Source organism: Pseudarthrobacter sp. SORGH_AS 212, from assembly GCF_030818145.1.
GTDB lineage: Bacteria > Actinomycetota > Actinomycetes > Actinomycetales > Micrococcaceae > Arthrobacter.
Map to the genome: position 1 here is coordinate 4,049,953 of NZ_JAUTAA010000001.1, position 25,192 is coordinate 4,075,144.

Annotated in this window: 28 protein-coding genes and 1 riboswitch; of the genes, 17 read left to right on the forward strand and 11 right to left on the reverse strand. The window is 67.4% G+C overall.

The features are described 5' to 3' along the window. The first annotated feature begins 18 nt into the window (after positions 1–18). Positions 19–3,213, forward strand: coding sequence for an HAD-IA family hydrolase (locus QE394_RS18595; protein ID WP_349035231.1), 3,195 nt, complete (start codon positions 19–21; stop codon positions 3,211–3,213). Then, the gene (locus QE394_RS18600; RefSeq protein ID WP_268157421.1) at positions 3,210–4,235 is read left to right on the forward strand and encodes an ATP-dependent 6-phosphofructokinase; all 1,026 of its coding nucleotides are present in this window, start codon (positions 3,210–3,212) and stop codon (positions 4,233–4,235) included. Before QE394_RS18595 ends, QE394_RS18600 begins: the two co-directional genes overlap by 4 nt. Positions 4,236–4,294: 59 nt before the next feature. Here QE394_RS18600 and QE394_RS18605 read toward each other — a convergent pair whose 3' ends face one another. Together QE394_RS18605 and QE394_RS18610 are read right to left on the reverse strand one after the other, a co-directional pair. Next, entirely contained in the window at positions 4,295–5,161 is an 867-nt protein-coding gene (locus QE394_RS18605; RefSeq protein WP_056079593.1) for a universal stress protein, read from the reverse strand. Between the two features lie 48 nt (positions 5,162–5,209). After that, entirely contained in the window at positions 5,210–5,668 is a 459-nt protein-coding gene (locus QE394_RS18610; RefSeq protein ID WP_056079590.1) for a pyridoxamine 5'-phosphate oxidase family protein, read from the reverse strand. Positions 5,669–5,915: 247 nt separating this feature from the next. Here QE394_RS18610 and QE394_RS18615 point away from each other — a divergent pair, with 247 nt between their 5' ends. Further along, the gene (locus QE394_RS18615; protein WP_349035439.1) at positions 5,916–7,568 is read left to right on the forward strand and encodes a GAF domain-containing protein; all 1,653 of its coding nucleotides are present in this window, start codon (positions 5,916–5,918) and stop codon (positions 7,566–7,568) included. 15 nt (positions 7,569–7,583) lie between these two features. On the opposite strand, the gene QE394_RS18620 is transcribed toward QE394_RS18615, so the two are convergent. Continuing rightward, the gene (locus QE394_RS18620) at positions 7,584–8,264 is read right to left on the reverse strand and encodes a response regulator transcription factor (protein WP_349035232.1); all 681 of its coding nucleotides are present in this window, start codon (positions 8,262–8,264) and stop codon (positions 7,584–7,586) included. Positions 8,265–8,496: 232 nt separating this feature from the next. On the opposite strand from QE394_RS18620, the gene QE394_RS18625 reads away from it, so the two are divergent. Further along, the gene (locus QE394_RS18625; protein ID WP_056079582.1) at positions 8,497–8,946 is read left to right on the forward strand and encodes a universal stress protein; all 450 of its coding nucleotides are present in this window, start codon (positions 8,497–8,499) and stop codon (positions 8,944–8,946) included. 22 nt (positions 8,947–8,968) lie between these two features. Here the strand turns inward: QE394_RS18625 and QE394_RS18630 are convergent, their stop codons facing one another. From QE394_RS18630 to QE394_RS18640, 3 genes are all read right to left on the reverse strand, one after another. Further along, positions 8,969–9,427, reverse strand: a complete 459-nt coding sequence (locus QE394_RS18630) for a universal stress protein (protein ID WP_349035233.1) — start codon at positions 9,425–9,427, stop codon at positions 8,969–8,971. A gap of 51 nt (positions 9,428–9,478) precedes the next feature. After that, positions 9,479–10,999 carry a DUF4389 domain-containing protein gene (locus tag QE394_RS18635; RefSeq protein ID WP_349035234.1) on the reverse strand — a complete coding sequence of 507 codons (1,521 nt, stop codon included), beginning with the start codon at positions 10,997–10,999 and terminating at the stop codon, positions 9,479–9,481. 80 nt (positions 11,000–11,079) lie between these two features. Continuing rightward, on the reverse strand, positions 11,080–11,946 hold the full coding sequence (locus QE394_RS18640) for a universal stress protein (RefSeq protein WP_349035235.1): 867 nt from the start codon (positions 11,944–11,946) through the stop codon (positions 11,080–11,082). A 255-nt stretch (positions 11,947–12,201) separates the two neighbouring features. Here QE394_RS18640 and QE394_RS18645 point away from each other — a divergent pair, with 255 nt between their 5' ends. The 4 genes from QE394_RS18645 to QE394_RS18660 are packed head-to-tail and all read left to right on the forward strand — an operon-like array spanning position 12,202 to position 15,585. Continuing rightward, positions 12,202–12,633: a hypothetical protein gene (locus QE394_RS18645; protein WP_056079570.1), complete on the forward strand. Its 432-nt coding sequence runs from the start codon at positions 12,202–12,204 to the stop codon at positions 12,631–12,633. 36 nt (positions 12,634–12,669) lie between these two features. Then, positions 12,670–13,194, forward strand: coding sequence for a DUF664 domain-containing protein (locus QE394_RS18650; protein ID WP_349035236.1), 525 nt, complete (start codon positions 12,670–12,672; stop codon positions 13,192–13,194). Further along, positions 13,187–14,113, forward strand: coding sequence for a ribonuclease Z (locus tag QE394_RS18655; RefSeq protein ID WP_349035440.1), 927 nt, complete (start codon positions 13,187–13,189; stop codon positions 14,111–14,113). The genes QE394_RS18650 and QE394_RS18655 overlap by 8 nt, the downstream gene beginning before the upstream one ends. Further along, positions 14,110–15,585 (forward strand): protein adenylyltransferase SelO, encoded by a 1,476-nt coding sequence (locus QE394_RS18660; RefSeq protein ID WP_349035237.1) that lies wholly within the window; start codon positions 14,110–14,112, stop codon positions 15,583–15,585. Before QE394_RS18655 ends, QE394_RS18660 begins: the two co-directional genes overlap by 4 nt. Positions 15,586–15,677: 92 nt before the next feature. Here the strand turns inward: QE394_RS18660 and QE394_RS18665 are convergent, their stop codons facing one another. Beyond that, a complete protein-coding gene (locus tag QE394_RS18665) occupies positions 15,678–16,523 on the reverse strand; it encodes a LysM peptidoglycan-binding domain-containing protein (RefSeq protein ID WP_056079563.1) in 846 nt (281 codons plus the stop codon). A gap of 3 nt (positions 16,524–16,526) precedes the next feature. Then, positions 16,527–16,699: riboswitch (cyclic di-AMP (ydaO/yuaA leader) on the reverse strand. A 185-nt stretch (positions 16,700–16,884) separates the two neighbouring features. Further along, entirely contained in the window at positions 16,885–17,841 is a 957-nt protein-coding gene (locus tag QE394_RS18670) for a hypothetical protein (protein WP_349035238.1), read from the reverse strand. 101 nt (positions 17,842–17,942) lie between these two features. On the opposite strand from QE394_RS18670, the gene QE394_RS18675 reads away from it, so the two are divergent. From QE394_RS18675 to QE394_RS18695, 5 genes are read left to right on the forward strand one after another with little or no spacing between them, the layout of a single operon-like run. Next, a complete protein-coding gene (locus QE394_RS18675; protein WP_349035239.1) occupies positions 17,943–18,386 on the forward strand; it encodes a hypothetical protein in 444 nt (147 codons plus the stop codon). Then, entirely contained in the window at positions 18,325–19,266 is a 942-nt protein-coding gene (locus QE394_RS18680; RefSeq protein WP_349035240.1) for a lytic transglycosylase domain-containing protein, read from the forward strand. Before QE394_RS18675 ends, QE394_RS18680 begins: the two co-directional genes overlap by 62 nt. A gap of 20 nt (positions 19,267–19,286) precedes the next feature. After that, positions 19,287–19,643: a TraR/DksA C4-type zinc finger protein gene (locus QE394_RS18685; protein ID WP_261619713.1), complete on the forward strand. Its 357-nt coding sequence runs from the start codon at positions 19,287–19,289 to the stop codon at positions 19,641–19,643. Next, entirely contained in the window at positions 19,640–20,170 is a 531-nt protein-coding gene (locus tag QE394_RS18690; protein ID WP_261619712.1) for a DNA alkylation repair protein, read from the forward strand. The genes QE394_RS18685 and QE394_RS18690 overlap by 4 nt, the downstream gene beginning before the upstream one ends. Before the next feature lie 2 nt (positions 20,171–20,172). Continuing rightward, a complete protein-coding gene (locus QE394_RS18695) occupies positions 20,173–20,613 on the forward strand; it encodes a DUF1810 domain-containing protein (RefSeq protein WP_261619711.1) in 441 nt (146 codons plus the stop codon). A 3-nt stretch (positions 20,614–20,616) separates the two neighbouring features. Here the strand turns inward: QE394_RS18695 and QE394_RS18700 are convergent, their stop codons facing one another. Together QE394_RS18700 and QE394_RS18705 are read right to left on the reverse strand one after the other, a co-directional pair. Beyond that, complete coding sequence (locus tag QE394_RS18700) at positions 20,617–21,510, reverse strand: glucose 1-dehydrogenase (RefSeq protein WP_056079535.1); 894 nt, start codon at positions 21,508–21,510, stop codon at positions 20,617–20,619. A gap of 91 nt (positions 21,511–21,601) precedes the next feature. Beyond that, positions 21,602–22,108, reverse strand: a complete 507-nt coding sequence (locus tag QE394_RS18705) for a metallophosphoesterase (protein ID WP_156368386.1) — start codon at positions 22,106–22,108, stop codon at positions 21,602–21,604. 73 nt (positions 22,109–22,181) lie between these two features. Between QE394_RS18705 and QE394_RS18710 the strand changes: the two genes are divergently transcribed. Then, positions 22,182–22,373, forward strand: coding sequence for a DUF1918 domain-containing protein (locus tag QE394_RS18710; protein ID WP_015937249.1), 192 nt, complete (start codon positions 22,182–22,184; stop codon positions 22,371–22,373). Positions 22,374–22,422: 49 nt separating this feature from the next. Further along, the gene (locus QE394_RS18715; RefSeq protein ID WP_056079532.1) at positions 22,423–22,920 is read left to right on the forward strand and encodes an NUDIX hydrolase; all 498 of its coding nucleotides are present in this window, start codon (positions 22,423–22,425) and stop codon (positions 22,918–22,920) included. Here QE394_RS18715 and QE394_RS18720 read toward each other — a convergent pair. Continuing rightward, positions 22,917–23,594, reverse strand: a complete 678-nt coding sequence (locus QE394_RS18720; RefSeq protein WP_045732507.1) for an endonuclease/exonuclease/phosphatase family protein — start codon at positions 23,592–23,594, stop codon at positions 22,917–22,919. The genes QE394_RS18715 and QE394_RS18720 overlap by 4 nt on opposite strands. A 159-nt stretch (positions 23,595–23,753) precedes the next feature. Here QE394_RS18720 and QE394_RS18725 point away from each other — a divergent pair, with 159 nt between their 5' ends. Beyond that, positions 23,754–24,557 carry a thioesterase family protein gene (locus tag QE394_RS18725; protein WP_056079530.1) on the forward strand — a complete coding sequence of 268 codons (804 nt, stop codon included), beginning with the start codon at positions 23,754–23,756 and terminating at the stop codon, positions 24,555–24,557. 87 nt (positions 24,558–24,644) lie between these two features. Continuing rightward, on the forward strand, positions 24,645–25,187 hold the full coding sequence (locus QE394_RS18730) for a PadR family transcriptional regulator (RefSeq protein WP_349035241.1): 543 nt from the start codon (positions 24,645–24,647) through the stop codon (positions 25,185–25,187). Positions 25,188–25,192 lie beyond the last annotated feature (5 nt).

Genomic DNA, 25,192 nt, shown 5'->3' on the forward strand with positions numbered 1-25,192 from the left:
TGCTGATAGCACTGTCCTATGACCGGTTCTCCCACCGCAGCTGCCGCGAGGCCGCCGTTCGACGCGGTCATTTTCGACCTCGACGGAGTCATCACCAACACCGCACTGCTCCACCAGGCCGCCTGGAAGGAAGCATTCGACCGCATCTTCCAGGACCCGCGGATCCCGGCCGCGGCCAGCCGCACGCCGATGTCCAAAGCCGATTACCGGACGTTCATCGACGGATTGCCCCGGGAGGAGGGCGTCATGAAGTTCCTGGCCGCCAGGGGAGTTGCAGTGGACCGGGGAACGGACCACGATCAGCCCGGCGCCTGGACGGCATTTGGATTGGGTGCCCTGAAGAACCGGTTGTTCCTCGAACACCTGCGCAGGGACGGCGTCCAAAGCTATCCGGGCACCATGCAGCTGCTGCACCGGCTGGCCGACGCCGGGGTGCCCACGGGCGTGGTGACCTCCAGCCGCAACGCGTCCTTCGTCCTGGATGCAGCCGGCATCGCTGACCTCTTCAGCGTCATCCTCGACGGAGCGGCCGCGGCCAAGCTCGGGCTGCGGGGCAAACCCGCGCCCGATGTCTTCCTGGCCGCCGCGTTCCGGCTGGGTGTTCCACCATCCCATGCCGTGGTCATCGAGGACTCGGTGGCCGGCGTCCAGGCGGCGCGGCGGGGCGGCTTCGGCCTGGTGGTGGGTATTGACCGGAGCGGCACCCGGCGGGGCCTTGAAGCTGCAGGTGCCGGTGCGGTCCTGAACGACGTCGGGGAACTGGACCTGGGACTGGTGCTGGGCGATCCCTGGCACCTGGTTTTCGAAGGATTCGACGCCGACCACGAAGGGCACCGCGAAGCGCTCACCACCCTGGGCAACGGCTACCTGGCCGTCCGGGGAGCAGCTTCGGAAGGCGGCCCCGCCAGCTACGCCGGCATGTACCTCGCCGGAGTGTACAACAGGGCGGAAGCCGAAGCTGGTGGCGAGACGGTCATGGAGGAACACCTGGTCAACGCTCCGGACTGCCTTCCCCTTGACCTGAAGATGGACGGCGGGCGTTGGTGGTCCGCCGGCGGCATGACCCTCCTGCACGAGCGGCGCTCGCTGGATCTGCGCAGGGCCGTACTTGAGCGGCGAATGCTGCTCGAGGCCGCCGACGGTAAACGGTTGGAGGTGGTCCAGACCCGCTTCGCGTCCATGGCCGAGCCGCATCTGCTGGTGCTGGACATGCAGGTGACGCCGCTGGGCTGGAGCGGCACGGTGGAGGTGCGCAGCGGAGTGAACGCCGGGGTCCGGAATGCCAACATTCCCGGCCCGGAGGCCGGTCCCGGGATCCACCTGACGGATCGCACCGGCGAGCGCACCGCCGTCGGGGACGCACCCGGTGACGTCCCGGATGACGGCATCTCCGTCGTCGAGGCCGAAACGACGCAAAGCCTGGTGCGGATCGCCGTGGCTTTCCGCACCCGGGGAGCCGGCATCGCAGCCGGGGCAGCAGAGGGCCGGGACGGGGCGCTCCACTACCGGTCCTTCCGGATGGCGCTCACCGACGGGAATCCGTCAACAATCACCAAGGCTGTCGCCGTGGTGACCTCCCGGGACCGCGCCATCTCATCCCCGGCATCCGCAGCGCGGTGGGAGCTCCACCGCGCCGGCGATGACCCCGGCGTGCTCCTGGCTGCCCACCTCGACGCCTGGCACCGGGAGTTGGCGCCCTACCTGGTGGAGATGGACGCGCCAGGGCAGGTGCGGCTGGTCCTGAACCTCCATATCTTCCATGTCCTGCAAACCCTGACCCGCCATACGGCTGAACTGGATGCCGGTGTCACTGCCCGCGGGCTCCACGGTGAGGGGTATCGCGGCCACGTTTTCTGGGATGAGCTGTTCGTGCTGCCACTGGTGACGCTGCGCACGCCCGACGTGGCACGCGCCCTGATCGACTACCGGTGGCGCCGGCTGCCGGCCGCACGCCACGCCGCTGCACTGGCGGGCTGCACGGGGGCGAAGTTTCCCTGGCAGAGCGGAAGCGACGGGACCGAGGAGACGCCCACCTGGCTCTACAACGACCGCTCTGGCCGGTGGGTCCGTGACTATTCGCACCTGCAGCTGCACGCCGGCCTGGCGGTGGCGTTCAACGCGTGGCAGTACTACCAGGCCACCAATGACAAACCCTGGCTGCTCAGGCGGGGCGCCGAACTGGTCATCGAGGTTGCCCGGTTCTTCGCCTCCCGTGCCGAGTTCAGCCAGGACACTTCGCGCTATCACCTCAAGGGCGTGGTGGGGCCGGATGAATACCACACCGGGTATCCGGGAAACCCTGAGCCGGGACTGGACGACAACGCTTACACCAATGTGATGGCTGCCTGGGCCTGCCTGCGGGCGGCGGACATCGTCGCCATATTCCAGGGTGAAGAGCGGGCTGAGCTGGCGGCACGGCTGGGCATCAGCGCCGATGAGGCCGCCGGCTGGGAGCGCGTGGGCCGGGCGTTCTTCGTCCCCTTTCACCCCGACGGCGTCATCAGCCAGTTTGCCGGCTACGGGCAGCTCAACGAACTGGACTGGGACCGCTACCGGGAAACCTATGACAGCATCGAGCGGTTGGACCTGATCCTGGAAGCAGAGGGCGATGACACCAACCGGTACAAGCTCGCCAAGCAGGCCGATGTCCTGATGCTTCCCTATCTCCTGGGCCAGGAAGGACTGACCGGACTCCTGGCCGAACTGGGATACACGTTCACCGCGGAGCAGCTGAACCTGACCATTGAGTACTACCTCGGCCGCACGGCCCACGGCTCCACCCTGAGCCGCGTTGCGCATGCTTCAGTCCTCGCCGCCCTCGACGCCGACAGGGCCTGGGACAGCTTCCGTGAAGCGCTCGACGCCGACCTGGACGACACCCAGCACGGCACCACCCGGTCTGGAATCCATCTCGGCGCCATGGCCGGGACCGTGGATGTCATCCAGCGCAGCTTCGCCGGGCTGCGGCTAAGCGGGGAGACCATCATATTCGCCCCTAACATGCCCACAGGACTGCGGAGCGTCGCCTTCCACATCCGGTACCGGGGGCACCATCTGAACGTCAGGCTCAAGGGCGGGCACCTTCATATCGTGTCTGCAGCCGGGGACGCCGCGCCCATCAGTGTGCGGGTCAACGGCAGGGATACAACCCTGATGCCGGGCGAGTCCGGCAACTTCCGGCTCGCGGCCGCAGCGGATCCGGCCCTGCCGTGAGGCGCCTCGGCATCCTGACCAGTGGAGGCGACTGTCCCGGCGTGAATGCCGTGATCCGCGGCGCCGTCCTCGCCGGAGACATCGTCCACGGCTACGGGTTCGTCGGGTTCAGGGACGGCTGGCGCGGAGTCCTGGAACAGGAGGTTGTTCCCCTGCCGCGGCACAGCGTACGTGGCATCTCGCGGCTGGGCGGAACGGTCCTGGGCACGTCCCGGACCAATCCGCTGCGGAACGGCGGAGCCGGGGCCGTCCGCGAATGCTTCCGGCGCAACGGCCTGGACGGGCTCATTGCCATCGGCGGCGAGGGGACCCTGGCGGCGGCCAGCGAGCTGTGCCGGCAGGGCCTGCACATCATCGGAGTGCCCAAGACGATCGACAACGACCTGGGTGCAACGGATTACACGTTCGGTTTCGACTCGGCCGTCCAGACGGCAACCGAGGCCATGGACCGGCTGCGGACCACCGGTGAGTCCCACCACCGGTGCATGGTGGCGGAAGTCATGGGACGAAACGCAGGCTGGATTGCGCTGCACGCGGGCATGGCTGCCGGTGCGCACGCCATCTTGGTCCCGGAGCACCCGGTCTCCCTGGAGCAGGTTGCCGCCTGGGTGCTGTCGGCCCGTGACCGCGGCCGGGCGCCCCTCGTGGTGGTGGCCGAGGCATTTGCCCCCATGGGCCAGATTGCACCGTATGCGCCGCGCGGGCTGGATACGTTCGGCCGGCCCCGTCTCGGTGGCATCGGCCGCCTCCTGGAAGAGGAACTCCAGGCCAGGACAGGCATCGAAACCCGGGCCACCATTCTGGGCCACATCCAGCGGGGAGGTGAACCCACCGCCTTCGACCGTGTACTCGCCACCCGACTCGGCATCGCCGCCGTCCAGTTGGCAGCCGACGGGAGGTGGGGGACGATGGTTGCGTTGCGGGGCACAGACATCATCCCGGTTGACCTGGAACAGGCCCTCGGAGCCCTGAAAGTGGTACCCGAAGCGCGGTACCGGGAAGCGGCTGTCCTGTTTGGATGACTCCCGTGAGGCAAGGGCCGCTGCCCCGTAGCGGCCCTTGGTGCAGGGGCCTGGAGGAGTCAGGCCGGCTTTCTGAGCCTCGTGATGACTGTGGGACAAGGCGGCTGGGCCAGGACGGCGTGCGCAGTAGAGCCCAAAAGGAGCCTGCTGAAGCTGCCACGCCCGCGGCTTCCCAGCACCAGCAGCCGGGCCTGGGCGGCGGCACGGACAAGGGCGGCGGCGGGCTCCATGACGGTCTCAAGCACATCATGCACCACAAGGCCAGGGAAATCCTGCCGCAGGCCGGACACAGTTTCGGAAAGGACTATCCGCTCCTCCTCGAGAACGTGCCGGGAAAAGCTACTGGACGGAAGGCCGGCCCCGACCCATCTTTTGGGTCCGGTGAAGGCGTAAAGGACCGTGAGCTCTTCACCCAGCGCGTCAGCCTCCGACGCTGCGAAGGCTACTGCCTGCGTCGATTGGGAGGACCCGTCGACGCCGACGACGACGCCCCTGCCGTCGGATTGCCCGGGGCCAACCACGGCCACCGGTGATGCCGCCACGGCCGCGGCCTGCAGCGCCCGGTCTGTTAAGGCTCCCCGTGTCTGCCCGCTGCTGCCCAGAACCAGCATCGATGCCTTTTCGGAGTAGCGGCCCAGTGATGCCCCAATGCTTCCCTCCAGCTGTTCCTGCGAGACCTGAAGTCCGGGTTCCTCGGTGCGGAGCCGGTCCGCGGACATCTTCAGGAGGTCTTCCCCGGACGTTCGCAGCACATCGATGTAGGGCAGGGCTTCCAGTGCTTCGCCAGCCATCCAGTGGTCGTCCAGGACGTTCAGGAGCACCAGGGGCAGTTTGAGCCGGGCGGCCCGCGCAGCCGCCCATGCCAGGGCGGCCCGGGATGCTTCGGAGTCGGTGACGCCGACCGCGATGGGCCTGGTGGTGTCCATGGTTGACCTTCCTCTGGTACGGCTGCCCGGCCGTCATGCCGGACAGCATCAACCTTGGCCGGCAGGCTCCTGCGATGCCCAGCGGGTTGGGGGAGCAATAACAAAACGCCGGCCGGAAATCTCGCCGGGAGTGACCCGGACCAGCCGGTTCTTGGTTCCGGCCTGCCAGGGTGACAGGCCGGCGGACTCGGCTTCCCGGTAACCTTCCGGATCTTCCACGGTGACCGCGCGTCCCTTGACCACGACGCTCCACGCGATGGTGCCGTACTGGTTCAACCCGTCCGCCTCCAGGGAGACCTGTTGTGCGTTCGCCACGGTGTCCAGAGTCTTACCGGCGCCGGTGCGGATCAGCACCGTTCCGTTGCTGGCAGCGAAGTTGACGGGGAATATTTCGACGTCGGTGCCATGCGTGAATGCAATCCTGCAGACCGGCGTCGACTGCAGGTATTTCCAGCAGTCGTGAACGCCCAAAATTTCGGCTTCCACTTCCAACGCACCTGTATCCATGGCCGTAGCCTAGGGCCGGGAGACCCGGCGGACTAGGGAAGAAGGTCCCGGTATCCGGATATTCAATGCAACGGCGTTCCAAGGCCCGCCGTCGTCTCCTAGGATGGTGCCAAGCCATCACTGCGTGCTCAGGCGCGGGCGGGGGCCGTGGCGCGCACCGGGGCGCTGCGTGCCGCCGGGTTCCTGAAATGGCACGGGCCGCTTCGGCAGGAGGTCAGTTGTGAGCACTGAGCCATGGCGTTCGCCCATGAGGGAGCGGGCCGAAGACCTCCTTCGCGACTTCGTCTCCAGGGCGGACGAGCTGCTGCAGACACAGGACAGGATGAACGGCCTCCTGTCCGCCGTGATGGCTATCGCCGAGGACCTCAGCCTCGAAACCGTGCTGGACAGGCTGGTGCGCTCGGCCTGTGACCTGGTGGGTGCACGCTACGGCGCGCTCGGCGTTATAGGCGAAGACCTCCGGCTCAGCCACTTCATCACAGTGGGGATCGACAAGGACGGCATCAAAGCCATTGGCCAGTTGCCCACCGGGCACGGTGTTCTCGGTCTGCTGATCCGCGAGCCCAGGCCCCTTCGGCTCCACGAACTTGGCCAACACCCGATCGCTTCGGGCTTTCCTCCAAACCATCCCCCCATGAAATCGTTCCTCGGTGTACCAGTACGGGTGCGCGACGAAGTGTTCGGGAACCTCTACCTGACGGAGAAGAACGGCGGGCTGGACTTCACTCCGGAGGATGAAGACCTCGCTGTGGCCCTGGCCGCCGCGGCAGGCGTGGCGATCCAGAACGCCCGCCATTTTGACGACAGCAAACGCCGCCAGAAGTGGCTTGAAGCAGGGATGGAACTGAGCAGCCGGCTCATCGTCACACCCCGGCCCAAGGATGCGGAAAACCTGGATCTGGTGGCGGAAACAGCGTTGCGGGTCTCGGAAGCCGTGCTTGCCGTTATCGCCGTGCCTGATGGTGACGGTACGCTCCGCTGCCGTTCGTCGCTTGGTGTGCAGGGACTCCAAGCCGGACAGGAGGTCAAGGCTTCCGACGCCGTCGATGTGGTCATTGAGACCGGGAAATCGGTGGTCGTCCGGGATCCGCAAGAGGTTTTTGGTGGTGGTATCGGCGAAAAGCTGGGGGCCGTGCTCGTGTGCCCCCTGGGCCACAGCGGCAGCGATAACGGGGTGCTGCTGCTGGCCCGGCCCTCCGGGGGCGGACCCTTCAGCCAAGCCGAGCTGGAATCCAGTGCGCTGTTCGGCAGCAGGGTGGGGCTGGCGCTGGGACTGGGACGGGTGCATGCACTGCGCGAACAGAACCTCCTGTTCACCGACAGGGAGCGGATCGCCCGGGATCTGCACGACCTGGTGATCCAGAGGCTGTTCGCTGCTGGCCTGAGCATCCAAAGCCTGCGGCGCTATACCCCGGACCCTGTGGCCCATGAACGGATCGCTGCGGTAACAGCTGAACTGGACGACACCATCCGGAAGCTCCGCGACACCATCTACTCGCTGCGGACCGGCGGGAACCATGAACCGCTGACCAGCCGAATCCTCAAGGTGTCCGAGGAAACGTCCCGGGGCTACTCAGTGGCGCCAGATGTAGTGTTCAGCGGCCCCGTTGACGAGGTCGTCGATGATGACGTCGCGGGACACCTGCTCTCCGTGCTGTCCGAGGGCCTGAGCAACGCCGCACGCCACTCGGGAGCTGCGGACGTGCACGTGGCGGTGACCGCCTCAGCTGACGGTGTGGAGCTTGTCATCAAGGATGACGGCTGCGGATTCGAGGAGCCCGGGCAGACCAGCGGCCTGGCCAACATGAGGCACAGGGCGGAGATGCTGGGCGGCAGCTGCAGCATCGACAGTGCACCAGGAACGGGCACCCGGATCAGATGGTGTGTAGGCCTGCAGTGACAGGGTGCCGACACATCAGGAGGCCCCCGGGCTGTTCCGGGTGACGAACACGGCCGCCTGCGTCCGGCGCTCGAATCCCAGTTTCGCAAGGATGGACGATACATAGTTCTTCACGGTCTTCTCGGCCAGGAAGAGTTCCTCGCCGATCTGGCGGTTCGTCAGTCCCTGCCCCACCAGCACGAGCACCTTTTTTTCCTGTGCGCTGAGTCCTTCCATCCTCGGGTCCGTCGGGGTCCGGGTCAGTCCCGAGACGATCCGTTCCCGCACCCCGGGCTCGAACAGGGACGCGCCGGTGGCCGCCTTGCGGATACCGGCCAGGAGGTCGTCGCTCCTGATCTGTTTGAGGATGTACCCCGCCGCTCCGGCCAGGACGGCTCCGCGGATCGCCTGTTCGTCGTCGTAGCTGGTCAGGATCAGGCAGTTCAACCGCGGATCGAGCGAACGGACATCGCGGCAGACCTCGATGCCGGTACCGTCCGGCAGGCGGCCGTCCAGTATGGAGATGTCCGGCCGAAGCGCCGGGATCCGGCGAGTGGCCTCGGCGGCCGATCCGCTTTCGCCCACCACCACGAACCCTTCACCTTCCAACAGGTCCTTCAAGCCCTGCCGGACAAGTTCGTGGTCGTCGAGGATGAAGACGCGGAGCGGTTCCTGCGGAATTGCAGCTTCCCCCGAGTCAGTCTCAAGCCTTTGCACGTTACGCTCCCATTTTCATAAGGACCACACCTGCACCCGCTGCGCTGTGCGGGCAGCCCCTGGCCGGGGCAAGTACCATTCTTGCGCCCGTTGTCCGTGGATGTAAGGGACCAAAGTACGCAAAGTACCTGATCCCACTGCCGCCGCCCGGTGACCAACGGCCCTACCCGGCCGGCTGCTCCTTCAGCAGGGTTGGATCAGACGCCAATCAGCAAAGGGAAAGGAGCCCACCATGGAAGCCGGCGGAGGCCAGCCCAGGATCATTGTGGGCGTGGATGGGTCAGCCGCCTCGGTCCAGGCCCTGCGGACTGCCCGCGCCCTCGCAGGGCCGCTGGATGCCGCTGTGGAGGCATGGGCGTGCTGGGACGTTCCTGCCGGTTTCGGGATTTACCTGGCCGTGGGCATTGAGGGATTCGAAGTCGCGGCGAAGCAGGCACTCCGGCAGGCGCTCGCTGATGCCTTCGGGTCGCCGGTGCCGCCGGAAGTCCGCGGGCGGCTCCTGCGGGGCAGCGCTGCGCACCTCCTGATCGGCGGCAGCAGGGAAGCTGCGCTTCTGATTGTTGGCCGGCATGGGCACGCTGGCTTCGTGCCGGGCTCGGTGAGTTCCGCTTGCGTGAGCCATGCCCACTGTCCGGTTTTGGTGGTTCCGGCCCAGGCAGACGCGTCCGACGGCGGGCGCTGACCTGTCCTGTTCCGAACCTCCGTCACGGGGTTTCCGGGGGCGCCTCCGGCGTGTGCACCACCAGCACCGGGCAGTGGGCGTGGGCCACCAGGGCCGAGCTGACAGAGCCCAGGAGCAGGCCGCTGAAGCCGCCGTGCCCGCGCCGGCCCACTACCAGCAGGTCAGCGTGGCGGCTCGCTTCGATCAGTGAATCCCGGGGGTGTCCGCGGACGAGGCTGGCCATGACGTTCGACGGCGTTTCGTCACCGTAGGCTGTGCTGACCGCCTCATCGAGGATTTGGCCGGCACGTTCTTCGAATCCTTCGATGCCCATCAGCATGTAGCCGGAGTAGGCCTGCGGGTAATCCCAATAGGCGTGGGCCTCGACCTTGGCGCCGAGCGGCACCGCGAGGCGCTGCGCCTGCCGCAACGCCTCGATGGAGGCCTCCGAGCCGTCGACTCCTACGACGATCCGGCCGAACGGTGCTCCGGCTGAACCCATCTCAACTCCTTCTGGTGCGGTCATGACCGTTGTGTTGTCCAACCCCGGCGGCTAGGGCTTGGGTGTTGGGCCCGTTCCGGGCACGGGTTTCTCCTGCCGGACCGGTTGGCCTGCCGGCGGCGGTGCTTCACCGGGTCCCTGGTCGAGCCGGAAAGGCGGATATTCGTCCCGCATCAGCGCCGTGTAGGCCATGACGCGGTAGATCCAGCGGTTGATGCCCAGGATCAGGTCGAACAGCGGGCGCAGGTAGCGGCCGGTGAAAAGGAGTGCCACCACGGCCACCAGGACCAGGATCCCCAGCAGCGAAATCCCGGTGCTGCGCTCATACGTGGTTCCCAGATCCGTGGTTTCGGCCCGCCAGGTCCATGCCGTGCCGGCGAGGGCAGCCACGATCAGCAGGTGTGGAATGGCCAGCAGCCACCACTTGACCAGCACCAGTCCCCGGGAAAGCCGCTCCGGATAGTCCACATCGAAGTCGGCCGGGTAGTCGGCGTGCGCCAGGGTGAAAGGCGGATAGAGGTCCGTTCCGGCGGCGGCATAGGCGTAGAACGCTACCCTCCAGTTCCAGCGCATCACCCCAACATTGAAGTTGAAGAGTGCCCTCGGGTAGCGGCCGGTGAAGAGGATCGCGAACCCGGCCACGATGGTGGTCACTGCGAAGGCAAACCATAGGAAGACCAGCACAACGAAGTGGGGAATCGCCAGGAACCACTTGACCAGCCACAGGCCCCTGGACAGCCGGGGATCCAGCTCACCGGAAAGCCGCGCCGGGTAGGGGGCCCGGTCCGCCAGTTCTGCCATGTGCTGCGGGGGCTGCTGTGCCTGCACCGGAAGTCCCGGGGCGCCACCGGCAGCCGGGTATCCGGGGTACGGCGCTCCCGGTCCCCGGGCCGGCGGGCCGGTATGGCGGCCGAGGCCCATTGCCCCGAAAACCAGCAGCGGAACACCGATCACCAGGGCAATGGCGCCGCCCACCAGCAGGCCCGAGGCGGCCGGCCGGATCAGTTCAGACCGCGCCCCGGCCTGCAGTGTTGCTGCCACGCCCTGGCTGGCATCGGCGTTCATCAGGACAATCGACCAGTTGCCGGCCGCCAGGTCCCACGTGAGTTCCTGTTCGCCGGGGCCGGTTGCGGACGCGGCCCAGAACGTCTGCTGGGCGGGTGCTGAGGGGACGGCGGTCCCCGGTATGTCACGGTATTCGGCACGGAACGGCTGCATTTCGACGTCGAGCAGTTCCGAGTGGTACACGCCGGACAGGTACTTCTCGACGTCGGCCCGGGACGCGATTCCGATGAAGATGTCCTTGGCCGGGTCCACCGGGGCGGCCCGCAGCCGCAGGGTCCCCAGATCGAAGGGGAGGCGGGGCGGAACACCTTCGCCGATGGCGTCGAGCCGGGGCGATGTCAGCGCGTGGGATGCGACGGACAGCCGCGCCGAGCCGGAGGTGAGGAAGCCGTCACCCTGCGCGGACCCCACGGCCATGGCTACGGCGCCTCCGGCGAGCGCTGTGAGGCCCACCAGAGAAAGGAGGATCCCCAGGATGAGCATGATGATTGCTGCGGTTTTTCTCATGGTGTCGCCCCTGGAACGGATGGTGCGGACAATGTGGATGGCGGAATCCGGCGCCCTGCCTGGCCGGCTTCCGTTCTTGGTCAGACCTTGTTCTTGCCGGCCTGGATCCGGGTGATGACAGTGGGGCACGGAAGGTGCTTAAGCACACCGTGGGCAGTGGAACCCAGCAGCAGACGCTTGATGCCGCCGCGGCCGCGGCTTCCCACTACCAGCATCCTTGCTCCGCTTGCCGCGTGGACCAGGGCGTCAACAGGGTCCCGTTCTGTTTCCAGAACCCGGCGCACCTTCAGGCCGGGGTAGTCCTCCTCGAGCCCAGCCACCGTCTCGGAGAGGACCACCCGTTCTTCTTCGGAGACCATCTCGGCCAGGCTGTCCGGGGCCAGCCCCGCGTCCGTTACGGGGTCGGGCATCCTGACGGCATAGACAACTGTGAGCTCATCACCCTCCCGGTCGGCCTCCGCCGCCGCAAAAGCGACGGCCTGCGTAGCCTCCTGGGAGCCGTCGATTCCCACCACCACGCCGGACCGTCCGGCAAGGTCCTGCGTCCCGACGACGGCTACCGGTACCTTGGCTGAGGCCGCTACCTGCAATGCCCGGTCTGCCAGGGTTCCGCCGAGGTGTCCGGAGCCGGAACCGATCACCAGCATCGACGCCTTGCCCGAGTATTTGGCCAGCGAGCCGCCCACGCTTCCGGTCAGGAGCCGTGTGGTGACCGGGGTCGGTGTTGCTCCCCGGACGCGCCCTGCAGCAGTTTTCAGCAGTTGGTCCCCTGCCTCTTCCAGTACACCGAACCAGGGGTACGGTTCGGCTACCCAACGGTCGTCCACAACGTGGAGGACCGCCAGGGGAACCCCGGATTTTTCGGCCCGGTGCGCGGCCCACAGCACCGCCGCCCGGCTCTGTGCCGAGTCGTTGGTGGCAACGGCAATCGGTTTACGTGATGTCATGGCCGGCTTCCTGGTCTTTCGTGTGGAGTTTTGGGCGGACTCGGGAGGCGGTGGCCGCCCCAGCATGGCGCAGCGGCAGCGCGTCTCCCTGCTTACAAGAGTGGCCGCCGGACTCCTGCCATCTGTAGGGCCGAAAGTCACGGCTGTCGAGGGGACAGTTCCACACCGCGGGGGTGGTCAGTATGCTTACTATTGTCTGGCGGTACCGATCTACGCTGCATCAGACCGGGTGCAGCCCCAAGGAAAGGCGTGACCATGAGTGAACAGAACCTCCCGGAGGATGGCCTGGAAGTCGTTGACGAAAATGACGTGCTGCTCGATGAAACACCGGGAAGCGCAGCGTCACAGGAGCTTGATCCCGTACACGGGGAACCGGACAACTATCCCGGCGCCGCCGAAAACAATCCGGACCGCTGGCAGGAAGACCCGCTGCTCCAGGAAGAAGCTGCCCCGGGAGGGGAACAGGACTTCCTGAGCGACCAGGCCCTGCGCGACGAATCCGCCGAGGCGCGCTACGAATCCGGCGATGAACAGGTGCCGCCGGATTCACCCACCCTCGGTCAGGCAGCAGCGGACGTCGACTTCGGCGAGGATCCCACTGGCTTGGAGGCCGATGCCAGTGACGACGCTGAGAACTTCGGCGGGTCGCCGCTGAGCGAATTCGACCCCAACGATCTTGAGCGTTAGGCACGGCCAACGGCGCTGGTGCTGAAAGGCGGGGATATGAAAACCAATGAACTCCTGCAGGATGCCTTCGTGCGCATCAGCGATGCCGTGACGGAGACGATCGATGGCCTGGATGAAGAAGCCCTGCACCATCGGCCGGCGGCCACCGGCAACCCCATCGCCTGGCTTATCTGGCACCTGGCACGGGTGGAGGACGCGCAGGTTGCCGCCGCTGCCGGACTGGAGCAGGTGTGGACACACGCGGGTTTTGCTGACCGCTTCGGCCTTCCGCTGACGGACCGCGACACCGGCTACGGGCACACCAGCAAGCAGGTGGAGTCGGTCCGCGCCACGGCCAGTCTACTGGGGGACTACTACGGCGCCGTCCACCGGCAGACCATGCAGGTCCTCGGGGAACTGGCAGACCAGGACCTTGACCGGACCGTTGACACCAACTGGGACCCTCCGGTCACCCTCGGCGTCCGGCTGGTCAGTACCCTCGCCGACTGCCTGCAGCACGCGGGCCAGGCGGCCTATGCGAAAGGCCTGGCGGCCGCCGGCCATGGCAGCGGCCGTGCGTGAACTGGTGGTCCTGGGCACCGCATCGCAGGTGCCCACCCGTACCCGGAACCACAATGGGTACCTGCTTCGCTGGGACGGGGAGGGGCTGCTCTTCGATCCGGGTGAGGGGACGCAGCGCCAGATGATCCACGCCGGAGTTTCGGCAACGCAGATCACCAGGATCTGCCTCACCCACGTCCACGGCGACCACTGCTTCGGACTCCCCGGCGTGCTGTCGCGGATGGTGCTGGACGGCGTCAACCATCCGGTCCACCTGCACTACCCGGCCTCGGGGGACGGTGTGGTGCGGGCGCTGGTATCCGTCAGCACTCCCGGCCTTGACCTGAGGCTCCATCCCCACGGCGCCGCCGGTGAGGTGACGGACGGCCTCCACGTCCGGCCGCTCAAGCACCGAATCGAAACATACGGGTATCGCCTCACCGAGCCCGAGGGCCGCACGTTTCTGCCCGACCGCCTTGCGGCAGCGGGCATCGCCGGGCCGGACGTCGGCCGCCTCCGGCGCGAAGGTACCATTGCCGGCGTCGGCCTGGCCGACGTCAGCGTTCCGCGCCCCGGGCAGCGCTTCGCGTTCGTCATGGACACCGCCCCGTGCGACGGTGCCGAAGACCTTGCAGACGGCGCCGACCTCCTGGTTGCCGAGTCCACCTTCAGCGACGACGACTGCGGGCTGGCGGAGGAATACCGCCACCTCACCGCCGGGCAGGCGGGCGATTTGGCGGGGCATGGGAGCGCCCGGACGCTGGTCCTCACGCATTTCTCATCCCGGTACGGCAACGACGTCACCCTCATGGTCCGGCAGGCGTCCGCCCGCGCCAAGGGTGCCATTGTCATCGCCGCCGACGACCTCCAGCGCATCCGCCTTCCGAACCGCCGCGGGGAGCCTGTAACGGCCGCCGCGGAGATAGGGTTAAAACCATGACCGCTGCAGCACAATCAACTGTTGCCCTGGGTGGCCGCTTCGCCCGCGAACTCAACGAACTGGCGGTGCCCTGGGAGGCGGAGGAAGCTCCGGACCCCAAACTCCTGGTGCTCAACGAACCGCTCGCCGGAGAACTGGGGCTCGACCCTGGGTACCTGGGCTCGGAAGAGGGAGTGCGGTTCCTGCTGGGCAACCACGTGCCGGAAGGTGCCACACCCGTGGCCCAGGCCTACGCCGGGCACCAGTTCGGCGGCTACTCGCCCCTCCTCGGTGACGGCCGTGCGCTGCTGCTGGGTGAGCTGGAAGATGGCCGCGGACGGTTGAGGGACCTGCACCTGAAAGGCTCCGGCCGCACGCCGTTCGCGCGCGCCGGTGACGGCCGTGCGGTCGTGGGGCCCATGCTGCGCGAATACGTGGTCAGCGAGGCCATGCACGCCCTCGGCATCCCTACCACCCGCTCCCTTGCCGTCGTAGCTACCGGACGGCAGGTACGCCGGGATGACATGCTGCCCGGCGCCGTGCTGGCCCGGGTGGCCGGCAGCCACCTTCGGGTGGGCAGTTTCCAGTATGCGCGGGCCACCGAAAACCCGGAGCTCCTGCGCCGGCTGGCGGACCACGCCATCAGCCGTCACTATCCGGATGCTGCTGCGGCGGACAACCCATACCTCGCCCTCTATGGGGCGGTGGTGGCGGCACAGGCCTCGCTCGTGGCGCAGTGGATGCTGGTGGGGTTCGTCCACGGTGTGATGAATACAGACAACATGACCATCTCCGGGGAAACGATCGATTATGGCCCCTGTGCCTTCATCGACGCGTTCAACCCGGCCGCCGTGTACAGCTCCATCGACGTCGGTGGCCGGTATGCGTACGCCAACCAGCCGGTCATGGCCGAATGGAACCTTGCCCGCCTGGCCGAAGCCATGCTGCCGCTAATTGACGAAGACCAGGAGGCGGCGGTTCCGGTGGCCGTGGAGGCGCTGGGTGGATTCCGGCGGCAGTACAGTGCGGCGTGGTTCGGCGGCATGGCCACCAAGCTGGGCCTTGCGGCGGGGAAGCCGGGGACGGCAGCAGACGAGGAGGTCTCGGACCTGGTGGACGGGGTTACCGGCATCCTCAAGGACGGCCCCGTGGACTACACGCTCTTCTTCAGGAACCTGGCCAAGGCCGCCCGGGGTGACAGCCGGCCTGTCCGCGGCATGGTCATGGACCTGGCCGCGTACGATGCCTGGGCTGAACGCTGGCAGGAGCTGGGGCCGGACGCCGGGCTGATGGACCGCACCAATCCCGCGTACATTCCGCGGAACCACCTCGTCGAAGAGGCGCTGGCCGCGGCTACGGTCGGGGACCTGGAGCCACTGCACCGGCTGCTGGAAGCGGTGGCGGCGCCGTACAGCGAACGCCCCGGCCTGGAGCGGTACGCCGAGGGCGCCCCGGAGGACTTCGGGACGTACATGACCTTCTGCGGCACCTGAACAAGGAAGGGCAGCAAAAAGGGCGGTAGCCGGGGTCTCCCGGCTACCGCCCTTTTGCAGCTCTATGCGCTGAAAGCTACGTGCTCAGCAGGCTATGCGACCCGTACGTACGAGGCTGCACCAACCCAGCTGACGGAGTGCACCTGGGTCTGGCTGCCGTTGACCCCGCCGCTGACCATCTGGCCGTCACCGGCGTACACGCCGACGTGGCCTGCCGAGATGACGAGGTCACCCGGGGCGGGTGCGCCCACTACGGTGCCGTACTGGTAGAACTGGCCGGGAGCCAGGTCACCGACCGACTTGCCGACGGCGCGCAGGGCCTTCTCCACCATGGCGGTGCAGTCCTGGGTGACGCCCACCTGGCCGTACGCGTTGGCCAGGATGGCAGCGCCGGTGCCCGAGCCGGTGGCCGCAGGCGTTGCAGAGGCGTAACCGAGGTTCATGCCGGTGTTGGCGGGAGCGGCGCTTGCGGTCTGGACAGGTGCCGCGGCCGGAGCAACGGCCGGAGCGGCCGGTGCTGCGTAGCCGGCGCCGGGGATCGCAATCTGGTCACCCGGGTAGATGATCGAGGAAACGTCGAGGCCGTTGGCTGCCAGGACGTCGTTGAGGCCAACCCCGTAAGCGGACGCAATGGCGCCGAGGGTGTCGCCGGAAGCAACCGTGTGGACGTTGCCGGCAGCCGCGGCGGGTGCAGCCGCTACGGGTGCGGCAGGTGCCGAGTATGCCTGGACATTATTGGTTTCGGTGCTGTCCGGGCCGGTCACACCTGCATGTGCCGGAGCTCCGACGCCGAACGCAATGCCCGATGCTGCGGCTACCGCCAGTGCCGGGCGTCCGAAGGTCCGGGCCTGGGCCTTGGCCGTCACGGCCAGGCCCTGCAGCGCGATGGAGCCGGCCGGAGTAGCGCGGTGACGGGCGGTGGTGAAATTTTTTGACACGGTTGATCGCCTCTCCCATGCCTGCGGGGTGAGCTGTCGGGTTCGGGCTGGAGATGCCCGGCCGGTAGCGCACTTCGTCAGGGACGGAAGGCGATATCGACTTAACCCCAAGGCTTCGGTGAAGCCGCGGAAACTTGGTTCCCCCGTCCCTGCCAGCTGGAAAGCGATTGAATCCCGGTTCAGCGGCAGGGCTCGGCAAGCTGAGGGGAATGTCCCGTTTGGGAGGGACACGTGTATGACCATAACCCGGCGTACACCGGATTGTCACATTTGGATAACATGCGAGGCAGTCCTCTCGGATGAAGGCCTCCTCCGCGGGGCCTTCCGGAACGCCGCGGTGACCTCGGATGATGCGCGGGTCCTAGCCGTTGTGGCATGCCAACGTAACAAAGTCATAAAGTTGCGCACGCAACAGCCCGCCGGCTGCCACTTTCAGGACACCTTCCCGCGCTCCGGCGGTAACGGTGAGGGGCAGCAGGGTTCCCACTTTGTCTTCCGCGACGGCGTGCGGATCGCACCGGGCGGGACGCACCCGCAGGGCCAGGACCGTTTCGGGTTCCCCAGGCCGGACCGTTACGTCCCGCGGCCACGGCTCAACCCCGTCCTCCGCCAGCAGGGGCGTGCCGCCCACGCTGTGCAGCGTGAGGGACGGCGTCCCGGCGGGGGCCATCTGCCGTGGGCTGATGCGGAGGCGGACGACGGCGGTGCGGCCGTCCGCCGCCACCTCAAGGTGCTGGTCCAGGGCCAGCCCGGCCACCTTCGCGGCGTCCGCGGCCAGGCAGAGCTCGGAATTGTTGCGCGGCAGCACGCCGAAGGGATCCGGGGCCGGGAGGGTCAGTGCTGCCGGTTGCCGTCCGGCCGTAGCGACGGAAACCGTGGCGCTGGCCTGCGACGATGCCGTTGCCGGCTCGGCACAGGCCGGAGGTGGGAGCTGTGCGGGCACGCTCTTGGGTTGGTGCGGCGGAAGCTCCAGGCTGCCCGCCGGTGGCGTCCACTCGATGTCCCCGTCGAACAGCGGGGAACTGACGCGCGCCACGTCCACAGCCACGGGACTGTCCGTGGTGTTGGTGAGCTGGAGCAGGATGGCGTGCTGCCCGTACTGGTCGCGGGACTGGTTTAGCTCGATGGTGACCGGTCCGGGCGCCGCGGAAGCGGGGGACGCCGCCGGGGCGGGCTGCTGTGGTGTGCAGGCCGAACCTGCCAGCACTGCTGCGGTCAGCAACGGCAGCAAGCAGCGCGGGGTTGCCGGTTTTGCTGTCCGTCCGGGGGCAGGGGTCCGGCGGGCTGGTGTGGTGCTTGGTGTGCTGGCGCCGGCCATGGGCACAGTCTAGGGCCGCGGCGTGCCTTCCGTCTCTGCTGGATAACGATCCGCAGCAGCAAGCCCTCAACCTGTGGTTGAGGGCGGTAGGCTACGGGACTATGCCCCTGTCCGTTACCAAACTGAAGTCTCCGGTGCTCGGGGGACTTCTGGTGTTTGCACTGCTGGGACCGGCAGCCCTTGCGCCGGCGTCGGCCTCGGAGCGCGCGCCGGAGGGGTACCCCTCCTGGGAGGACGTCCGGAAGGCCAGGGAATCTGAAGCGGGCACAGCGGCGGAAATCACCCGGATCGGCAGCCTCCTCGCCGTTTTGCAGGCGGATTCAGAAGCGCTCGGTGGGGCGGCCGTTGCCGCTGCGGCGGATTTCGCCGCTGCCGAGGCGGCACTCACTGCAGCCAACAGCCGGGTCGATGCGTTGGCTGCGCAGTCAGCAGCAGCCAACGGGGAACTCCGGCAGCACCGCAGGGAAATCGGAGCCCTTTGCCGTGCAGTCGTACAAGACGGGTGCAACCACGGCCGGATTCTTCATGGCCCTGGACGCCCTTGAGTCCGGCAGCGTCCACGGACTCAACATGGTGGAGCTGGTTGGCGCGAAGACAGCCGGCCTGGTGGACCGGGCGGCGTCGGCCGCAAGAGTGGCATCGTCCCTGGGCGAGCAGGAGAATGCCGCACGGTCCGAGCGGGAAAACCTGTCCAGGGAGGCCGGAGCCAGGCTTGCCGGGGCCAGGTCGGCCCAGGATGCGGTGGCCCGCCACATCACTGAAGAGCAGCAGCACGGCGGCCAGCTCACGGCCCAGCTGGCCTCGCTCAAGGGAACAACCGCGTCCGTGGAGGGGGAGTTCCGGCAGGGACAGGCCGCCCTCGCCGCATATGAGGCCTCGCAGTCAGCAAAGCGGGCCGCTGCACAGGAACAGGCGCAACGGGAGTCGGTCCGGGCAGCGAAGGCCGCAGCAGACGCCCGCGTGGAGGGACCACGGCCCGCGCCCGCGGGCCCGCCGGGACCCGTCGACCCCGCTCCGGTGAACCCCGCACCGGCGGCCCCGGCCCCGGCCCCCGGACAGCCGGTCCGGCCGGTGCCGCCGCCCGTCGTCGTACCTTCTGTTCCCGGTGGTGCTGTCAACGATCCTGCCGGAGCGAAGAGCTACGCCGCCGGACGCCTGGGCGCCTACGGCTGGGGCCAGGACCAGTTCCTGTGCCTGGCGCAGCTATGGACCAAGGAGTCGAACTGGCAGACCACGGCCACCAACCCCTACTCGGGCGCCTATGGGATCCCCCAGGCATTGCCGCCGGGGAAGTATGCAAGCGCCGGCAGTGACTGGCTGACCAGTTACCGGACCCAGGTTGAGTGGGGGCTGGGTTACATCCGCGACAGGTACGGCTCGCCCTGCGGCGCCTGGAGCCACTCAATGGCGAACAACTGGTACTGACGCAGGACTAGGCTTTTCCCATGGCTGACTACGAACGCTTCCGGCTGCTGCTCGAAGAGGAACGGCAGCTGAAACTGGCCCTGCTGCCGGCGTTGCGGGCGGACATCGCCGCAGCCAACTCCGCCCGCCAGGGAGCCAACGTGGACGACGAACACGATCCCGAGGGTGCCACCATCGCCTTCGAGCTGTCCCAGGCCTCGGCGCTGCTGAACCAGAGCTCAGCCGGCCTGGACCAGGTGGAAGCAGCCCTCGACCGGATCGCCGCCGGAACCTATGGCAGTTGCGCCGTATGCGGCAGGCCCATCGCCGAAGGCAGGCTCGAAGCCCGGCCCTGGACGCCGTACTGCATCGACCACGCAGCCGCGGGGCACTCGTGACCACCGGTTCGGACGCCGTCGCCGAGGCGGCCGGTTTCATCGACCGCACGCTGCAGAACGAGGGCGCGTGGTACCGCGCGGACGACGTCGGCAGCAGGTTTGGCGGCGCCCTGGGCTCCTACGGTTCATCAGTGGGTGCGGTCCGCGGAACCATCCGCGACGCCCTCCGCAAGTTCAAGGGCCTGGACCACGATGCCGTGGTCCAGCTTGCCTCGGCACTGTGGGGCCAGCCGAAACCGGGCGCCCGTCCGGTCTTCGAACGCCGCCAGGCGGCGGTGGTGCTGCTACAGTCGCGGGTGGCCCTGCTGCGGCACTCGGATCTGACCCGCGTTGAGGGTTTCCTCCGGTCCGCGCACGCAACGGAACTGGCCGATCCGCTCGTCACCGACGTTCTGCGCCCGCTCCTGGACAGGCTGGAGCACCGCAACCGGCAGCGCGCAGAAACCGTCCTGGCCCGATGGGGTGCCGACCCGGACGCCCACCTGCGGGCGGCAGCAGCAACACTGTCCCACCAAATAGGAGAATGACGATGGACGATCCCTTTAACCTTGAGCGTTTCGTTGCAGCCCAGGACGGCGGAACATACGACCAGGCGCTGGCCGAGCTCCAGCTCGGAAACAAGACTGGCCACTGGATGTGGTTCATCTTTCCCCAGATCGCAGGCCTGGGGCAGAGCGCAACATCCCGCAAATACGCCATTGACTCCCTGGCGGAGGCGCGTGCCTATCTGGAACATGACGTGCTGGGCCCGCGCCTGCTTGACTCTGCGCAGGCACTGACCCACCACGCCGGGCGCTCCGCAGAGGACATCCTGGGAGGCATTGACGCCCGCAAGCTGCAGTCGTCCATGACCTTGTTCCTTCGCGCCGCGCCCGGCGAAACGGTGTTCAAAACGGTCCTCGCCCAGTTCTTCGACGGCCAGCCGGACGGGTCCACCGATTCACTGCTGGCCGACCGGGACGGGGAATAACCGCTATGGCGTGGGGCTGCCGCCGTTGACGTTCAGTGTCTCGCCCACCACGTAGCTGGATTCCGGCGACGCGAGGAACACGTACGCCGGTGCCAGTTCGGCCGGCTGCCCGGCACGGCCCAGGGGAGTGGACTGGCCGAACTCCGGCAGTTCCTCCTTGGGCTGTCCGCTGCTCACCTGCAGCGGCGTCCAGATGGGGCCCGGCGCCACGGCGTTGACCCTGATGCCCTTGGGCGCCAGCTGCTGGGCCAGGCCCTTGGTGAAGTTGTTGATGCTGGCCTTGGTGGTGGCGTAGTCCACCAGCGTGGGCGAGGGGTTGTACGCCTGGATGGACGTGGTGTTGATAATGGTTGAACCGGCCGGCATGTGCGGCAGGGCCGCTTTGGTCAGCCAGAACATGGCGTAAACGTTGGTTTTGACCGTGTGGTCGAACTGTTCGTCGGTGATGTCCGCCAGGTCTTCCTGGGCCACCTGCTTGCCGGCGTTGTTCACCAGGATGTCCACACTGCCCAGGACGGCCACGGCAGTCTCCACCACTTCGCGGCAGACCGCAGGATCCTTGAGGTCGCCCGGCACCTTGATGGCCTTGCGCCCGGCTGCCTCGATGATGCCCGCGATCCTGGCCGCGTCCTCTTCCTCCTGAGGCAGGTAGGACAAAACAACATCGGCTCCCTCGCGGGCGAAGGCGATGGCAGTTGCCGCCCCGATACCGGAATCGGCGCCGGTCACGATCGCCTTGCGGCCTTCGAGCCGCCCCGTGCCGCGGTACGTTTCCTCGCCGAGGTCGGCCTTGGGAGTCAGTTCGGCGTCCAGCCCGGGCTCCGGCTGGTGCTGCTTGGGAGGGGAGATGTGCTCGTAGGCGGTGACCGGATCGCGGAATGTGTACTGGTCTGTCATGGTTTCCTCCTGCTGGTACGGCTGGATTCTTCGAAGCTAAGCATGCTTACGTTTCCAGCCTAGGCATGCGGAGGCCGGCTGCCAAGCCGGGCTACCCGCGCTGTACCTCCACCAGTTGCAACCCGGTGAGCCGGCTGCCGTCAACCACGGCCGTCATGTAGGTGCACGCGGGCTGCCGCCGGCGGTCCGTGGGCGAGCCCGGGTTCAGCAGCCGCAGGCCCCGTGGCGACGTGGTGTCCCACGGGATGTGGCTGTGCCCGAAGACCAGGACATCCGCGTCCGGATAGAGCGCCTCGCAGCGCAGTTCACGGCCCTTGGCCTGGCCTGTCTCGTGCACCATCGCAAAGCGGATGCCGTCCAGGGTGACGGCTGCCGTTTCGGGCAGCCGGGCGCGGAGGTCGGGGCCGTCGTTATTGCCGTAGACGCCCACCATCCGCCGCGAGCGCTGCTCAAATTCGTCAAGCAGGAAGGTGTCCACCCAGTCTCCGGCGTGGAAGACCACGTCAGCCCGTTCGACGGCGGACCACACCTGGGTGGGCAGTTCCCGGGCGCGTTTGGGGACGTGGGTATCGGCGATCAGGAGGATGTTCAGCGGCATGGGGAAATCCTGCCACGGGGGCCTGTTCGGTCCCGCCCGGGAGTCGTAATCTGGGGGCTTGGAGGTGAGTGCCATGGAGGCTGCGCAGGGTGACCGCATCATTGTGCACGGAAGGACTGTGGGTGCCACGGACCGTCACGGAGTGATCCTGGAAGTCCGGGGCGAAGGCGGGGCGCCGCCGTATGTGGTCCGCTTCGATGACGGCCATGAAACCGTCATGTACCCCGGCGGCGATTTCGCCGTCGACCACGGACACGCCAACTGACCCGTCCGCCGGCCGCCCTCCGGCGCAGCGGACCTGTCAGACTGGGACGATGGACCACGCATCCGTCGCCGCATCGTCGATTCCGCCTGTCCGCACCGGCCCCCGCAACCCGGGCGACGCCTGGGTGGAAGGGGACCACGGCCGCTTCTGGGGCCGGTTCGGCGCTGCCGGCGTCCTGGCCTGGGACCCGGCCAAGGGTGTGCTGCTGCAGCACCGCGCCGTATGGAGCCACAACGGGGGAACCTGGGGGTTGCCCGGCGGCGCCCTGCACGAGGGCGAGGACGCGGTGTCCGGGGCGCTCCGCGAAGCCCATGAGGAGGCTGCCGTCCCGGCCGAACACGTGGACGTGCTGTTTACGTCGGTCCTGGACCTCGGCTACTGGTCCTACACCACGGTGGTGGTCAAGGTCCTCGAGCCTTTCGAGCCTGTGATCAGCGACCCCGAAAGCATCGAACTGCTGTGGGTGCCGCTGCCCGGGGTGGCTGACAAGGAGCTGCATCCCGGCTTTGGCGCGGCCTGGCCCGGCCTCCGGGAACGGCTGGCCTAGAAGTCCTTGCCGTATTCGGCGTGGACCAGGATGGGCAGATGGTCCGACTTGCCCCGGGGCAGCGTCTCGACGCTGGTGATGTCCAGTCCCAGGGACGTGGCGAAATCGAAGTGCCCCTTGAAGACCTTGTAGCGGGTGTATGTGCGCCGGTTGCTGAGGGACAGGGCGTAGCCGGAGTTCTTCATGTGCAGATGCAGGTTCTTGGTGAAGAACGGGTAGTTGAAGTCGCCCACCATCAGCGTCATCAGGCCCTTGCCCATGCTAAGCAATTCGGCGTGGGCGGCGTGGATCTGCTTGCGGCGCAACGAATTCGACGCGGTGAGCGGGGCGGCGTGGAAAGACCCGATGACCAGTTCGTGCTGCGTTTCGTTGTCCATCACACGCGTTCCGATCAGCCGTTCATGGGCCGGCGCCAGGACCCTGTCATGCATCGATTTCTGCAGCGCGAAGGACTGCGTATCCAGGGCCGTGAAGCGGCTGGTCCGGTAATAGATTGCCAGCCCCAGCCGGTTCCCCTTGGTGGCGTCCGCCAGATGGAGCGGGCCCAGGGTTTCCGGCAGGTCCGCCGCATCAACTTCCTGCAGGCACAGCGCATCGATGTCATGATTCCGGGCGAGGGCGAGCAGTTCGCCGCTCGCTGCGTGCTTGCGGAGGTTGTAGCTGATGACGCGCATGAAACACCTCTTCCGAGGGTTGCTGACAGGACCAATTCCTGAGTCTAGTCCGCGGCCGGACCCTGCGCTCAAACATTTCGACGCGACCCGCTGGCCACGATGCTGCGGGGGCCGGATAGAGTTAGTGGCAATTCACTGGGATTTCCTGAAAGGCCACAGTTGACTGACGAGCTCCCCGAACTGGCCGAAGGCACCGCCTATTACCAGGCGCTTGGCGGCGGTCATTTCCGCTCCACCATCCACGCCCAAGGCGCCTGGAACACGCACGAGCAGCACATGGCCCCGGCCTCCGGCCTGCTGGCGGACGCCCTGGAGCGGCTCCAGCCGCGGCCCGGGATGAGGATGGCGCGGCTGAGCTACGAGATCCTGGGCCTGATTCCCGGCGGGGAATTCCACATCGAGGCCACGGTGCTGCGGCCCGGCAAGACCATCGAGCTGCTCCAGGCCGAACTCGTGGCCCAGGGCAGGACTGCCATACGGGCCACTGCCTGGCGGATGATCACCAGCGACACCTCAGCGGTTGCCGCCGTTGAAGACGCCGCCATCCCCGGCCCGGATGACTGCAAGCCCTACGACGGGTCCGCCATCTGGCCCGGCGGCTACATCCGGTCCCTGGAGATGCGGGTGGCGGAAGGACACCGTCCCGGCGCGGGGAAGGTCTGGCTTCGCACAGCGCATCCGCTGACCGACCGCGAAGACAGCGGAGATCTTGCCCGCCTCATGGGACTGGTGGACACTGCCAACGGCATTGCCGCACGGGTTCCGCCGGGACCGGACAGCTACGCTTTCCCCAACCTGGACCTGCAGGTCCACATGTACCGCCGCCCCGAGGGGGAGTGGCTGGGCCTTGACAACGCCGTATCGTTCGGCCGGGACGGCATCGGCCTGACCTCAACGGTCCTGCATGACCTGCAGGGCCCGTTCGGCAGGGCTGAACAGATTCTCACCCTGCGCCAAACCTGAACGTCAGCCCCATGGCTGCCACGGACTTCCAGACGTATCGTTAACTGTGTCGTTGTATATCGTTCACGATCTCCAGAGGAGACCCCCATGCGTGGCTCATACCCGGGATATGGATTCGGCAGCAACAACATCGATGGCCTCTGGCAGGCCATCGAGGACTTCCGTTCACGCTTCGAAAAGCCGGAAGGCACCAGGGCGGGCAAAGGCGAGGTGCGGGCGGCGGTGCTTGCCCTGCTGGCCGAGCGGCCCATGCACGGCTACCAGATCATCCGCGAGATTGAGGAGCGCAGCGGCGGGAGTTGGAAGCCCAGCGCCGGCTCTGTCTACCCCACCCTGCAGTTGCTCGCTGATGAGGGTGTGATCAGGGCGGAGGAATCCAACGGCCGGAAGATCTACTCCCTGACCGAATCCGGCCGGGACGAGGCGGACGGCAGTGCCGCATCGAATCCCTGGGCAGGGGCGGGGCCGCAATCCACAACCGGATTCGCTGCCCTTCCCAAGGCAGGCGTTGAACTGGCCCAGGCAGCGGCGCAAGTGGGACGGACCGGCACCCCGGAGCAGGTGAAGCAAGCCGTGGCAGTGCTGGACGAGGCACGCCGGCGGATGTACTCGATCCTCGCCCAGGACTGACGGGG